At 64.3% G+C, this 13,473-nt stretch carries 10 protein-coding genes; 4 read left to right on the forward strand and 6 right to left on the reverse strand.

Annotation, left to right across the window (positions count from 1 at the left end):
• Positions 1 to 735 precede the first annotated feature (735 nt).
• Positions 736 to 3,393 carry a putative bifunctional diguanylate cyclase/phosphodiesterase gene (locus tag R2N03_RS08550; RefSeq protein WP_316657237.1) on the forward strand — a complete coding sequence of 886 codons (2,658 nt, stop codon included), beginning with the start codon at positions 736 to 738 and terminating at the stop codon, positions 3,391 to 3,393.
• A 45-nt stretch (positions 3,394 to 3,438) separates the two neighbouring features.
• Here R2N03_RS08550 and R2N03_RS08555 read toward each other — a convergent pair whose 3' ends face one another.
• The 6 genes from R2N03_RS08555 to R2N03_RS08580 form a co-directional block, all read right to left on the reverse strand.
• On the reverse strand, positions 3,439 to 3,642 hold the full coding sequence (locus R2N03_RS08555) for a YMGG-like glycine zipper-containing protein (protein ID WP_012430759.1): 204 nt from the start codon (positions 3,640 to 3,642) through the stop codon (positions 3,439 to 3,441).
• A 477-nt stretch (positions 3,643 to 4,119) separates the two neighbouring features.
• Positions 4,120 to 5,706 carry an isocitrate lyase gene (locus R2N03_RS08560; protein ID WP_012430760.1) on the reverse strand — a complete coding sequence of 529 codons (1,587 nt, stop codon included), beginning with the start codon at positions 5,704 to 5,706 and terminating at the stop codon, positions 4,120 to 4,122.
• Positions 5,707 to 6,214: 508 nt separating this feature from the next.
• Entirely contained in the window at positions 6,215 to 6,811 is a 597-nt protein-coding gene (locus R2N03_RS08565; RefSeq protein WP_316657238.1) for a nucleotidyltransferase family protein, read from the reverse strand.
• Positions 6,811 to 7,245, reverse strand: a complete 435-nt coding sequence (locus R2N03_RS08570) for an organic hydroperoxide resistance protein (RefSeq protein ID WP_012430762.1) — start codon at positions 7,243 to 7,245, stop codon at positions 6,811 to 6,813. The genes R2N03_RS08565 and R2N03_RS08570 overlap by 1 nt, the downstream gene beginning before the upstream one ends.
• Before the next feature lie 119 nt (positions 7,246 to 7,364).
• Complete coding sequence (locus tag R2N03_RS08575) at positions 7,365 to 9,608, reverse strand: xanthine dehydrogenase family protein molybdopterin-binding subunit (RefSeq protein WP_316657239.1); 2,244 nt, start codon at positions 9,606 to 9,608, stop codon at positions 7,365 to 7,367.
• Between the two features lie 19 nt (positions 9,609 to 9,627).
• Positions 9,628 to 10,086 (reverse strand): (2Fe-2S)-binding protein, encoded by a 459-nt coding sequence (locus R2N03_RS08580; RefSeq protein WP_012430764.1) that lies wholly within the window; start codon positions 10,084 to 10,086, stop codon positions 9,628 to 9,630.
• 647 nt (positions 10,087 to 10,733) lie between these two features.
• Here R2N03_RS08580 and leuA point away from each other — a divergent pair.
• The 3 genes from leuA to cadR all read left to right on the forward strand — a co-directional run bounded on the left by leuA (position 10,734) and on the right by cadR (position 13,448).
• Positions 10,734 to 12,446: a 2-isopropylmalate synthase gene (leuA, locus tag R2N03_RS08585; protein WP_012430765.1), complete on the forward strand. Its 1,713-nt coding sequence runs from the start codon at positions 10,734 to 10,736 to the stop codon at positions 12,444 to 12,446.
• A gap of 127 nt (positions 12,447 to 12,573) precedes the next feature.
• A complete protein-coding gene (locus tag R2N03_RS08590; RefSeq protein WP_012430766.1) occupies positions 12,574 to 12,960 on the forward strand; it encodes a four-helix bundle copper-binding protein in 387 nt (128 codons plus the stop codon).
• Between the two features lie 17 nt (positions 12,961 to 12,977).
• The gene (gene cadR / locus R2N03_RS08595) at positions 12,978 to 13,448 is read left to right on the forward strand and encodes a Cd(II)/Pb(II)-responsive transcriptional regulator (protein WP_316657240.1); all 471 of its coding nucleotides are present in this window, start codon (positions 12,978 to 12,980) and stop codon (positions 13,446 to 13,448) included.
• Positions 13,449 to 13,473: the final 25 nt, after the last annotated feature.

Raw genomic sequence — 13,473 nt, forward strand, 5'->3', positions numbered from 1 at the left:
ACATCACTTGACTTCAAACCGATACCGCGTTGCATTCCAGCGCCGCATTCACAGCCCTCGCGCAAGTCCGGCACCTTGCTGGCAACGGTGTTTGGCGACCATTGCCGCTGCGCCGCCAGCGTAATCGGGGTTCACACGCAAGCTGAAGACATTGGAATGGACGGGCGCTGATGCTCAAAGTAATTCCCCGCCGATTTGCTGTGGAAGATTTTTCAAAGCGGGGCGTGTCTTGGCAGGCGGCGCAACACGGCAGCGGCCAATGCGTCCGTACCGTGTCGTTTTACCGGTTGCTTCGCGATTTGGCGTGCGGATAGGCCTTCGATTTTGCTGCCTCGGCGCAATTCTTTCTGCCAAGGCCAATTGAACGCATCGATGCGGATTTCATTCTGGCGATAGGTACACCTGTATGAATGCGCGCCCTGAGATGGACGCCGTTGCCCCCCCAAATCGAACGATTCCGCAGCCAAGTGTTCGCGCGTCCAAGCAGGACGAGACCCACTGGCCGCAATCAGGTCAACGGGTCAACACGGGCTGTACCGGGGCCTGACCCATCCGCGCCCCGGCGACCAGTCAGTCCCGGTATGTGTTGTATTCAGCACAAATTAACAATTTGCATGGCGTGAATCTTTTGCGCATGATGAATGTCATGGTCTCCACTTCCGCCGGCCAGCCCCCATTTCGTCGCCTGCGGATCCCTGCGTCACGCGATATCGTGGGCCACACTTTGGTTGGAGCGTGGGATGCAAGACGATTTCCTACCCGCTGTCGGCGCAAAGCCTGCCTGTGCCCCTCTATGTCGTTCTCGAGGGCCGCATCGTGTACGCCAATGCGGCGGGCGTTTGCATGGTGCGCGCGCGCTCTGCAGACGAGCTGCTGGGAGAACCCTTCTCGCGCTTCTTTCTGGATGCGCCGACCTCGCCTGCCGCGCCCGGCACCGTCGAAGCTCACGCCATCGCGCCGGAAGTCGCGGCCACACCGGCGGCACGGCTGGCCTCCGTGAGGTCTCCTGAGGCGTCCACTGAACCGGTGACCGTTCGGCTGACTGTGACGCCCACCCGCTTCGATGGTCTGCCCGCACAACAGGTTGTCGTCCATGGGCTGCCCATGCCGCTCGATGCGCAACTGCCGGGCAAGCCGGCCGAGCGCGTCCTGAGTGCAGAAGCCATCGGGGCGGCGCTACCGCACGAACATCTGGACCATCTTTTGTCCACGTTGCCATCAGCGGCGTCGCTTGGCGAGCGGCTGCATGCCGTGCTGCGCGCGCTTGAGGCGGCACTACCGGACGTACTGTGCGTGGTGGTGCGCGTCGTTTCCGGGCGAGCGAGGCTCTACGGCACGCAGGGTGCGCGCGTGCAACTTGCACGCCGTGGAGAAGCAACCGCGCCCGAGGTCGATATCGAACTTGCTCGCGTCGCGCCGCTGCTGGGCGCGCTGGCGCCCATCGAACTGATCCGCCTGTCCAATGCACCAACCGCCCTGCGTGAGACGCTCACGTGCGCGCTGGGCATCGCGCTGCCCGCGTGGCTGTGCCGCATTCCGGCGCAGCCACGCGACATGTCGATGGGCGACGATCTGCTATGCCTGTTCTATGCCGCGCCCGCGCGCCTCACGCCCGACGACGCTATCCTGCGCAGCGCATGCGCCCACTACACCAGCGCCCTGGTCAAGCTCCTGCGCCTGGAGAGCGAATACCGCCAGGCGCGCGACTTGCGCGATCAGTACCGGCTGGTCGTCAATCACCTGAGCGAGGGTGTGCTCACGCTTTCCACTGACGGGCGCGTGCTCTCATACAACCGCAGCGCGGCGCAGATCCTCCACCTCACAGGCACATCTTGGAAGGGCCGCCCACGCATGTCCCTGAGCGACATGGTCTTTGGCGAAGACGGTGCAATCCTGCCTCGCGCGGCATGGCCAACCACGCTGGCTGCACGGACCGGACGGGCCATCAGCAATGTCGTCGTCGGCGTGCCTGCCGGTAACGGGCAGATCGTCTGGCTGCGCGAGTCGGTCCTGCCGATGTTCTCGCCCGACAGCGCCTCGCCGCATGCGGTGCTGGTCATCTTCACCGACATCACCGCCGAACGCTCGACCTACGAACAGCTGCGCCTGCTGGAAACCAAGGACTCGCTGACCGGCCTTCCCAATCGCGCTGCTTTCATCGAGCGGCTCGATGCGCGCCTGGCACTGCCCTCGACCGGCCAGTCGGCGCTGCTATATGTCGGGCTGGATCACTTCAAGACGGTCAATGAGGCAATGGGCCACCATATCGGCAATCAAGTGCTGAATGTGGCGGCACAACGCATCCGCGCGGAGGCAGGGCAGCGCGCGCTGGTGGCGCGGCTGGGCGGCGACCAGTTCAGCGTGGCGATCGACGATCCCGATGCGGCGGACGCGCTCGCCCTGCAGGTGCTCGGCGCGCTGGCCAAACCGTTTACCGGCGGCGAGCGCGAAGTCCACCTGTCGGCCAGCATCGGCATCGCGGTGTTTCCGGAAGACGGCGGCGACGCCTCCACGCTCGTCAGCCGTGCCGAAGCCGCCATGTATCGCGCCAAGGAGAACGGCCGCAACCGCGTCACGCGGTACTCGCGCGCGCTGGAAACACAGATACTGCGCCGCTTCACCCTGAACGAGCGCATGCGCCGCGCACTCGCGCGCGGTCAGGTGAGGCTGGTCTATCAGCCCAAGTACGCGCTGGCTTCGGGCGAACTCGTGGCGGTGGAAGCGCTCATGCGCTGGTCGGACCCGGAACTGGGCGCCGTCTCGCCCACCGAGTTCATCGCCGTGGCGGAGGAGTCGGGCTATATCCTCGAACTGGGCCGCTGGGCACTGATGCAGGCATGCGCGAGGGGCCAGGCGTGGGAGCGCAATTTTGGCTTCACGGGACGCATCTCGGTCAATGTCTCGGCCCGGCAGTGCGATGCCGGCGTCATCGAGCGCGACGTGGACGAGGCTCTCAAGGCATCGGGACTGACGCCTTCGCGGCTGGAACTGGAGTTGACGGAAAGCGTGCTGCTGGCTGATCGCCTCTCGACGCAGCGGCTGTTGACAAGCCTTGCGGCACGCGGCGTGCGCATCTCGCTCGACGATTTCGGCATCGGCTTCTCGTCATTGTCGTACCTGCGCAGCCTGCCGATCCATAACATCAAGATCGACCGCTCGTTCATCAGCGGCGTGCCGGCGGTGGCCGACTGCGTGGTGCTCACCAAGACCATCATCGCAATGGCTCGGGCGCTGAACATGACTGTGACGGCCGAGGGGGTGGAGACACCAGAGCAATCGGCGTTTCTTGCCGCGCATGCGTGCGACGAAGTCCAGGGCTTCCTGTTTGGCCGGCCGCTGGAAGTGCCGGCGCTCGAAAGTCTGCTGCGCACTCACAGCCGCGCACAGGCATAAAAAAACGGACCGTGCAGGTCCGTTTCTTGTTGGGGCGAGGCGTTGTCAGCGCGTCGATACGTTGCCAACCAGGCCACCCAGCGCGGCACCACCCAGCGTCGCGCCGGGGCCGCCGATCAGGGCCGCGCCGGCCAGTCCGCCGATGCCCGCACCGAGGGCGGTATTGCGTTGGCGCGCCGTCATGTCTGCACAGCCAGTGGCCGTCAGCAGCGTGGCGCCGGCCAGTAATATCGTCAGTACCCGGACCATGTTTTCTCCTTTCTGGACGTCGGTTGCGATCGTGTGACCGCGTACCAGGAGTCTGGTCAAGGCGCGCTGCTCTTGCTGTTTCAAGTTGTAATCAAGCGTTGCATCGTGCGTCGGGAGGCATCCGGACGACCCCTGCCGAATTCGCATGCAACGCCGACAAAAACCCGATGCGATGCGGCTCGGATACGGTTTCCCACAGACTTATCCACATCTTCTGTGCATAACCCGGTTACCCGCCGCGTACCAAGTCAACAAAGCGCTTGACGGGTCCGGGTGAACGTGCAGCGCACATCTCCCCGGCCCGCTCGGCGTGGGTTATCCACATCTCGGGGCGTTGTTACATCGTGCAACAAACCCTTGTCGGTCAACCGCTTGCGAAGGGATCTGCAAGCGGTGTGATCGGTGCTGTGGACAACTTCTGTCCCGCGACGAGACGCCCTGTCCGGGGCGCTCGATGCATCGCGGAAAACGTCCGCTTCAATGGAACTGGTTCATTGTGTTGTCTTTACCAGCCGCCTTCAGCGCAGCTTCGCCGCTGAAGTATTCCTTGTGGTCGTCGCCGATGTCCGAGCCCGACATGTTCTGGTGCTTGACGCAGGCGATGCCTTGGCGGATTTCCTTGCGCTGCACGCCAGCCACGTAACCGAGCATGCCCTGGTCGCCGAAGTATTCCTTGGCCAGGTTGTCGGTCGACAGCGCGGCGGTGTGGTACGTCGGCAGCGTGATCAGGTGGTGGAAGATGCCGGCTTCGCGCGATGCATCAGCCTGGAACGTGCGGATCTTCTCGTCGGCGAGCTTCGCCAGTTCGCTGTCGTCGTACTCGGCGCTCATCAGTTGGCCGCGCTCGTAGGCCGACACGTCCTTGCCGGCTTCCTTCATGGCGTCATACACCTGCTGACGGAAGTTCAGCGTCCAGTTGAACGACGGGCTGTTGTTGTACACCAGCTTGGCGTTCGGGATGACCTTGCGGATTTCCTTGACCATGCCACCGATCTGGCCGATGTGCGGTTTTTCGGTTTCGATCCACAGCAGGTCGGCGCCGTTTTGCAGCGAGGTGATGCAATCCAGCACGCAACGTGCTTCGCCCGTGCCGGCGCGGAACTGGAACAGGTTGCTCGGCAGGCGCTTCGGACGCAGCAGCTTGCCGTCGCGCTTGATGACGACGTCACCGTTGCCCAGCTGGTCGGCCGACAGTTCTTCGCAATCGAGGAACGAGTTGTATTGGTCGCCCAGGTCGCCCGGCGTGTTCGTCACGGCGATCTGCTTGGTCAGGCCGGCGCCCAGCGAGTCGGTACGGGCGACGATGATGCCGTCGTCCACGCCCAGTTCCAGGAACGCGTAACGGATCGCGCGGATCTTGGCGAGGAAGTCTTCATGCGGCACGGTGACCTTGCCATCCTGGTGGCCGCACTGCTTCTCATCCGACACCTGGTTTTCGATCTGGATGCAGCAGGCGCCCGCTTCGATGAACTGCTTGGCCAGCAGGTACGTGGCTTCTGCGTTGCCGAAGCCGGCGTCGATGTCGGCAATGATGGGCACCACGTGGGTGACGTGGTTGTCGATCTTTTCCTGGATGGCGGCCTTGGCGGCTGCGTCCTTCGCGGCGTCCAGTTCGCGGAACAGGCCACCCAGTTCACGGGCGTCGGCCTGGCGCAGGAACGTGTACAGCTCGCGGATCAGCGCGCTGACAGAAGTCTTCTCGTGCATCGATTGGTCCGGCAGCGGGCCGAACTCCGAGCGCAGTGCGGCGACCATCCAGCCCGACAGGTACAGGTAGCGGCGTTCGGTGCTCTTGAAGTGCTTCTTGATGGAAATCATCTTCTGCTGGCCGATGAAGCCGTGCCAGCAACCCAGGGACTGCGTGTACTTGGCCGGATCGGCGTCGTAGGCGGCCATGTCGGCGCGCATGATCTTGGCGGTGTACTTGGCGATGTCCAGACCCGTCTTGAACTTGTTCTGGGCACGCATGCGCGCAGCGTACTCGGGGTTGATCGCGTTCCATGCGCTGCCGTAGGTTTCTTTCACATCGGCAACTGCCTTGATGTCGTCTTGATACTGGGCCATGTCAATTTCCTGGAAATAAAGCGCGTTTCAAAAGAAAGGGTTGCATGTGCAGCTCCGGATACCGAAGCGAGCAGCGTGGAAATATTGTAAGGCTCCCCTGACGCAACGCAGCAAGGTCTTATATAAGACATAAGAGTTAGTTTCTCTTTATTTTTCAGATAGATAGGCATCGTTTTTTGCAATGCGGAACGCCTTTTCAGCAAACGGGAAGACAGCGCCGGAAAATTCCGATCATAATTTCACGATATGAAACGCGCTTTCAGTAAATGAGGTGGGCATACGCTTGGGGGAGATGACCCCGTGGGAAGACTGTCGGGGGCATATGCCCTGCGCAGGGCAGTTCTCCTCCGATCGCGCCGCCACGTGGCGTAGGCACGTGGATACCGCCGGATTTCTGACTGCCATGGCGGCTCTTCTGACGGGGGAATCTGGCGGCGCCATCCCGGGTCAGCAGACCGTGATGCGCGGCGGAGCCTTGCTCAGGGACCGGCCAGGCCGTCTCGTTGCATCACCGCGCCAGGTCGGCCGGCGTATCGATATCGCGCAGGGTGCCTGCGTCGTTGGTATTGATCCGGATGAGCGTGCCCGGATGGATCAACCGCCGGGCGCCCTCGTCACCGTCGAGCGACGTCAGGCCAGCGAAGAATGCCGCGCCGAAACCGATCGGGTGACCGCGCTGCCCGGCATGAAAAGGGGCGACGCAATGGCTCGCGTCAACAGCACGGGCGATCTCGGCGATGGTGCCTGGGGCAATCCACGGCATGTCGGCCAGGGCGATGACCCAACCGCCCGCCTCCGGGCGCGCCGCCACGCCGGCGGCCAGGCTGGCCCCCATGCCACGTGCGGCATCGGCGCAGAAAACAACCTCGCAGCCGGCCTCGGCCAGCAGCGCAGCCAGCAGCTCAACCTGCGCGCCATGCGTGGCCGCGGCAGGCACCACCGCGACCACATCGCCCAGCGCCTGCTTCAAGTGCCGCGCGGCTTGCACCGCCACGGGGGTGCCGTCCGGCAGCGGCGCCATCAACTTGTTGGCCACGCCTGTCGGGTCAAAGCGGCTGCCGCGGCCTGCGGCCAGCAAGACGCCGACAACAGGCCGCAACGCCATCACACCACCTCCGTCTTGAGCGTGACTTCCACGTTGTTGCGCGTGGCGTTCGAATATGGACACACCTCATGTGCCTTGGCGACCAGGGCCTCGGCATCCCCATGAGAGAGGCCGCTGATGCGTGCGGTCAGCCCGACCTTCAGGCCGAAGCCGCCTTCCGGACGCGTACCGATGCCCACATCGCAGTGGATCTCGATGTTGCTCGGATTGAGCTTGAGCATGCTCTTGGCAACAAAGTCACACGCCGAACCGAAGCACGCGGCGTAACCCGCGGCAAACAGGTCTTCCGGCGTGGTCGTGTCGGGCTTGCCAGGGCCTCCCATCGACTTCGGCACGGACAGGTTGTGCGAGACCTGGCCATCTTCGGTCTGCGTGTGGCCGTTGCGGCCACCGGTGGCGGTGGCGTGGGCGGTATACAGAATATTCAATGCCATGACGTGCCCCTCTGCGGGATGAACAACGCGTTGCCGGACGCAAGAAACGGTCCGCTGAACAAGAAAGCCGGCACACATTGCTGCATGCCGGCTTTCATCACATCACGCGACGATGACGATCACACCGCGTCAAACGGCAGCTTGCGCAGCCGCTTACCGGTGAGTGCAAACACCGCATTGGCCACGGCAGGCGCGATCGGCGGCGTGCCGGGTTCGCCCAGGCCCGTCGGATTGTCTTCCGATGGCACAAAGAACACGTTCACCGGCGGCGCATCGGGCATGCGCACGGGCGGGTAGTCGGTGAAGTTGCTGTTCTTCGTCGCACCGTTTTCGATGTCGATGGCAAAGCCCGGCTGGATCATCGCCAGGCCGAACACGCAGGCGCCCTGGATCTGCGCTTCCGCGCCCATCGGGTTGACCACGCGATTGGCATGCACGCCAGCCGTGACGCGATGCACACGCGGCTTGCCCTGGTCGACCGACACCTCCACCACATACGCGATCACCGACTCGAACGAGGCATGCACCGCGACGCCCCACGCCTGGCCCTTGGGCAGCTTGCGCTTGCCGTAGCCGGACTTGTCGACGGCCAGTTGCAGCGCGGCGCGATGGCGTTCATGTTCCTTGCCGGTAAAGCGCGCCAGGCGGAAGGCCACCGGGTCTTGCTTGGCCGCATGCGCGACCTCGTCGACCATGGTTTCCATCACGTAGGCCGTGTGCGTGTGGCCCACGGAACGCCACCACAGCACCGGCACATCCACGTTGGGATGGTGCACCGTCAGCTGCATCGGGAAGCCGTAGTCGTTCTCGATCACGCCCTCGACCATGGTCTCGTCCACACCGTTCTTGACCATGAAGGCTTCGAACGGCGTGCCCTTGAGGATCGACTGACCGACGATCACGTGGTCCCAGCCGACGACCTTGCCGCTGTTGTCCACGCCCACGTTGACGCGATGCAGATGCATCGGGCGGTAGTAGCCGCCGCGGATGTCGTCTTCGCGGCTCCAGATCACCTTGACGGGGCCGTTATGCCCGGCAGCCGCGCAGGCCTTCGCCACGTTGGCGGCTTCGACCACGTAGTCGGACGTGGGGATCGCGCGCCGGCCGAAGCCGCCGCCCGCCATCATCGTGTTCAATTCGACCTTTTCGGGCGACACGCCCAGCACCTTGGCGATGGCGCCCTGGTCAATGGTCTGGAATTGCGAGCCGACCCACACCTTGGCTCCGCTGATCTTGCCGCCGTCCTGTTGGACGTCGATCGTGCAGTTCAGGGGCTCCATGGGCGCGTGGGCGAGATACGGGAATTCGTATTCGGCCTGGATACGGGTGGCGGCGGATGGGATCGCGCTCACATCAGCGGCCCTGGCCACCGTACCGGGCTGGCCGGCGAGCTTCTTGTATTCCTCCATCAGCGCCGGCGTCGACACCTTCGAGCCGGCGTCTTCCCACGTGACCTGCAGCGCGTCGCGGCCCTGCTTGGCCGGCCAGTATCCGTCGGCAATGACGGCCACGCCCGTGCCGCCACGGTCGGTCGGGATCTGCAGCACATCGACCACACCCTTCACCGCCTTGGCCGCAGCCACGTCGTACTTGGCCACCTTGCCGCCAAAGCGCGGCGGGCGGGCCAGCACGGCCACCTTCATGTTGGGCAGGCGCGTGTCGAGGCCGAACTTGAGCGAGCTGTCGAGCTTCGCGCGCGCATCCAGTCGGGGCGTCGGCTTGCCGACAATGCGGAACTGCGACGGATTCTTCAGCGTGACCTGCGCGGGCACGGGCAGCGCCATCGCCGCTTGCGCGAGTTCGCCGTACGTGGCGCGGTGGCTGCCCGACGTGACCACGCCATTGGCGGTGCGGCACGTGGAGGGATCAACCTTCCAGCGCTCGGCGGCAGCAGAGATCAGCATCGCCCGCGCGCGCGCGCCCAACTCGCGGTATTGCTGGAACGAATGGTTCAGCGCGGTCGAGCCGCCCGTCATCTGAATGCCGAAGCCCGGGTCCTTGTAGGCATCGGCTGCAGGCGCGAGCACACCGCGCACGTTGCGCCAATCGACGTCGAGCTCTTCGGCCAGTGCCATCGGCAGCGCCGTGTGCACGCCTTGGCCGAACTCCAGCCGGTTCACCGCCACGGTGACGGTGTTGTCCGGCGCAATGATGATGAACGCCTGAGGCGGTGATGGCGGCTTGGCCTTGGCATCCTGTGCGCCGACCAACACGGGCGCGATGCCCAGCGCCAGGCCCCCGCCGGCCAGCGTGGTGAGTTTCAGAAAGCTGCGGCGGTCGAGCGTGGCCGCGCGTGCGTCGGCCAACGCCGGTTGCTGCTGCGCGCCGCCACCGGCCAGCGCTTCAAGATTTCGGATACGCATCGGGGATTCTCCGGTGGGGTCAGGCCAGCGATTTCGCGGCATCGTGAATCGCCGCACGAATGCGCTGATACGTCGCGCAACGGCACAGGTTGCCAGCCATGGCGCTGTCGATATCGGCGTCAGTCGGCTTCTTCTTGGTGCGCAGCAAACCCACCGCGCTCATCATCTGGCCGCTCTGGCAGTAGCCGCACTGCGCCACATCGTGCTTGACCCAGGCATCGAGGACGGCCTTGCCGATCTTGTCGTCGGCGATATGTTCGGAGGTGGTGATCTGCTGGCCGACCACTGCGGAAATCGGCAGCACGCAACTGCGTGTGGGCTGGCCGTTCAGGTGCACCGTGCAGGCACCGCACGATGCGACGCCGCAACCGAATTTCGTGCCGGTCAGGCCAAGGTTGTCGCGCAGCGCCCAGAGCAGCGGCGTCGACGGATCTGCATCAACTTCCACCGGTTTACCGTTGACATTCAACGTGACCATTGGGGGATTCTCCTTGTGGGGCGTGAGGGAGTCGTACCGTTATGAACCCTTTGATACTGCGGGCTGGCGGCATGAACGGGGTGTATTAAAGCAGGTTCGGCCGGGTTTTGCTGGCGGCCACTTCACATGGGGCCGGCCTGGCATGTGCGGGGCGGCTGATCCATCTTGATGCACCCGCGCTCGCGGCCCTATCCGTGCGGAAAGCGAGGCAAACCGCCAACAACCTGCCCCGGCGCCTTGACAACATCGTCGCCGCGCCAGCATCATCAACCAATGAACTTCCAGCAGACCACCCTCCTCTCCGCTCAAGCGCGCACCCTCTCGTGCGTGCGCGGTCTGCTATCCGCCTCGCTACTACGCGTGTAAGCGCGTAGACCTCTCTTTCCCCCTCGTTCCGGTGTTTGACCGGTCCGTGCCCTAAGCGGCGACGGGCCTTGTGTGTGGCGCAGTCCGTGCGCCGAATCGTTGGAGCCGCTCATGCCCGCCTCGATCCTGCTTTCGCTACGACTACCGACCGGTTGCCAGACCACGCGCCCGTGGCTGTCTGGCCGCCACATCCCGAACCCGATTCCGGCCACCCCGGACGCTGCCCGCGCGGCCGTCCCCGTTGTACGAAACCGATCTCGATCTCACAGGACGCACTCACCATGTTGAAGAACCCCGCCACCAAGTACCGCCCCTTCCCCGCTATCGCCCTCGCCGATCGCACCTGGCCCAACAAGACCATCACCCGTGCCCCGATCTGGATGAGCACGGACCTGCGCGACGGCAACCAGGCCCTGTTCGAGCCCATGAACGCCGAGCGCAAGATGCGCATGTTCAAGATGCTCGTGCAGATCGGCTTCAAGGAAATCGAAGCTGCTTTCCCCGCCGCCTCCCAGACCGATTTTGATTTTGTGCGCGAGCTGATCGAGGGTGGACACATCCCCGACGGCGTGGCCATCGAAGTGCTGACGCAGGCGCGCGAAGACCTGATCCGCCGCACGATGGAATCGCTGCGCGGCGCCAAACGCGCCATCATCCACGTCTACAACGCAACCGCGCCGGTGTTCCGCCGCACGGTGTTCAACACCGACCGCGAGGGCGTCAAGCGCATTGCCGTGCAAAGCGCCAAGCTGATCCGCGAGATTGCTCAGACGATGCCCGAGACGCAGTGGACGTACCAATACAGCCCCGAAGTCTTCAGCGGCACCGAACTGGATTTCGCGCTGGAGGTGTGCAACGCGGTGACCGAGGTCTGGGAGCCGACGCCCGAGCACAAGATCATCTTCAACCTGCCCGCCACGGTGGAGATGGCCACACCCAACATCTACGCCGACCAGATCGAATGGATGCACCGCAACCTGGCGCGCCGCGATTCGATCATCCTCTCCGTGCATCCGCACAATGACCGCGGCACGGCCGTGGCAGCGGCTGAACTGGCCGTGATGGCGGGCGCCGATCGCGTGGAAGGTTGCCTGTTCGGCAACGGCGAGCGCACCGGCAACGTGGACATCGTCACGCTGGCGTTGAACCTGTATTCGCAGGGCGTGGATCCGGAGCTGGATTTCTCGCACATCAATGACGTGGCACGGACCTGCGAAGACTGCACGCAGCTGCCGGTGCACCCGCGCCATCCGTACGTGGGCGACCTGGTGTTCACGGCGTTCTCGGGCTCGCACCAGGACGCCATCAAGAAGGGCTTTGCGGTGCAGAAACCCGATGCGCCGTGGGAAATGCCCTACCTGCCCATCGACCCGGCCGACGTGGGCCGCACGTATGACTCGATCATTCGCGTGAACAGCCAGTCGGGCAAGGGCGGCATCGCGTATCTGCTGGAATCCGGCTATGGCGTGGCGATGCCGCGCCGCCTGCAGGTCGAGTTCAGCAGCACGGTGCAAAAGCTGACCGATGCCAGTGGCCGCGAAGCCACCGGCGCCGACATCTGGGCGCTGTTCCAGCAGACGTACCTGCGCAGCGATGGTGCGATCGGCTACGTATCACACCGCCTGACCGAGCGCGACGATGGCAGCCAGCACATCCGCCTGGTCGTCAACATCGACGATCACGAGCATATTTGCGAAGGCAGCGGCAATGGCCCGCTCGATGCGCTGGTGCATGCGCTGTCGCATGTGCTGACCGCACCGGTCTCGATCCATCACTACGAGGAACGTGCGCTGGGCCAGGGCGCCAACGCCGATGCCATTGCGTTTGCGGAACTGGCGGCAACAGGCGTGGCGGGCAGCGTGTTCGGCGTGGGCGTGGATGCGAACCTCACGACCGCGTCGATTCGTGCCGTGGTGGGCGGGGTCAATCGCCTGATCGCACGCACCGGCCAAGGCATGCTGCGCCGCAGTAGTGCCCAGGCAACGGTAGCGTAACGCGCAGGTCGGCCTCACGCTGTGGTGCGCGAGTTGCTAAATTGAAGGGATGGGTCCCAGGCGACGCCTGGGCTCATCCTGTCCAAAGCGCGCGAGCGTGCACATCCACCGCCCAAGGAGAACCGACATGACCAATCGTCCGACCGCGAAAGAGAATGCCAAGCGTTTTGCCAGTGTGGTCCAGGCGCTCCAGGCCTGTGAAAACGCTTGCAATCATTGCGCGACGGAATGCAACAAGAACGGCCACGCCGAAGCCATGGCACGCTGCATCAGCGTGTGCACGGATTGCGCGCAATACTGCGCCGTGACCCGCGCCTTCCTGGAGCGCAACAGTGAGTTCGCAGAGCTGCTGCTCGAAGACTGCGCCGAGATCTGCAGCCAGTGCGCCGAAGCATGCGATCATCACGACCAGGGCCATTGCACGGCCTGCGCAGCGGCGTGTCGCGCCTGCCTGGACGCTTGCCTGAAGGTGGCCGGTGTCGAAGCCGTAACCACCGAACCCACCGTCTTCTGACCTTCCCGCAAACGCGTATGAAAATTGGCGAGCTCGCCCAGCGCACGGGCATCAGCATCGAAACCATCCGCTTCTATGAGGCGCAGGGCCTGCTGCCGCCGCCGGCGCGCGCCGCCAACAACTACCGCGTCTACTCAGCCGAACATGCCGAGCAACTGGCCTTCATTGCGAAGTGCCGGTCGCTCGACATGGCACACACTGAAATCCACCGGCTGCTCGAATTGCAGGCCAACCCGCAGGCCTCGTGCGAAGAGATCAACAACCTGCTCGATGAACACCTGCGCCACGTGGAAACGCGCATCGCCGAACTGACCGAGCTCAGGCGCCAGATCGAGGCGATTGGCCGGCGCTGCACGACGGCGGCGTCCGTGGCCGAATGCGGCGTGTTGCAGTCCCTGCATGAAGAGGCGGTCGCAGCGAGCCCTCACGGCCACGACCACGGCGACGCCGAACACAGCCATCGGCACATCCGCGGGGTGCATCGCTGACCGGCGCCCTGCGCTTGCCATCAGG

It is taken from the genome of Ralstonia condita (assembly GCF_958405655.1).
Classification (GTDB): domain Bacteria; phylum Pseudomonadota; class Gammaproteobacteria; order Burkholderiales; family Burkholderiaceae; genus Ralstonia; species Ralstonia condita.

What these genes read in the sequence shown, in the direction of transcription:
- R2N03_RS08565 (WP_316657238.1), bottom strand. Translation starts at nt 6,811, where the DNA reads ATGGCGTTGCGGCCTGTTGTCGGCGTCTTGCTGGCCGCAGGCCGCGGC.
- R2N03_RS08575 (WP_316657239.1), bottom strand. Translation starts at nt 9,608, where the DNA reads ATGCGTATCCGAAATCTTGAAGCGCTGGCCGGTGGCGGCGCGCAGCAG.
- R2N03_RS08580 (WP_012430764.1), bottom strand. Translation starts at nt 10,086, where the DNA reads ATGGTCACGTTGAATGTCAACGGTAAACCGGTGGAAGTTGATGCAGAT.
- R2N03_RS08570 (WP_012430762.1), bottom strand. Translation starts at nt 7,245, where the DNA reads ATGGCATTGAATATTCTGTATACCGCCCACGCCACCGCCACCGGTGGC.
- cadR (WP_316657240.1), top strand. Translation starts at nt 12,978, where the DNA reads ATGAAAATTGGCGAGCTCGCCCAGCGCACGGGCATCAGCATCGAAACC.
- R2N03_RS08560 (WP_012430760.1), bottom strand. Translation starts at nt 5,706, where the DNA reads ATGGCCCAGTATCAAGACGACATCAAGGCAGTTGCCGATGTGAAAGAA.
- R2N03_RS08590 (WP_012430766.1), top strand. Translation starts at nt 12,574, where the DNA reads ATGACCAATCGTCCGACCGCGAAAGAGAATGCCAAGCGTTTTGCCAGT.
- leuA (WP_012430765.1), top strand. Translation starts at nt 10,734, where the DNA reads ATGTTGAAGAACCCCGCCACCAAGTACCGCCCCTTCCCCGCTATCGCC.
- R2N03_RS08555 (WP_012430759.1), bottom strand. Translation starts at nt 3,642, where the DNA reads ATGGTCCGGGTACTGACGATATTACTGGCCGGCGCCACGCTGCTGACG.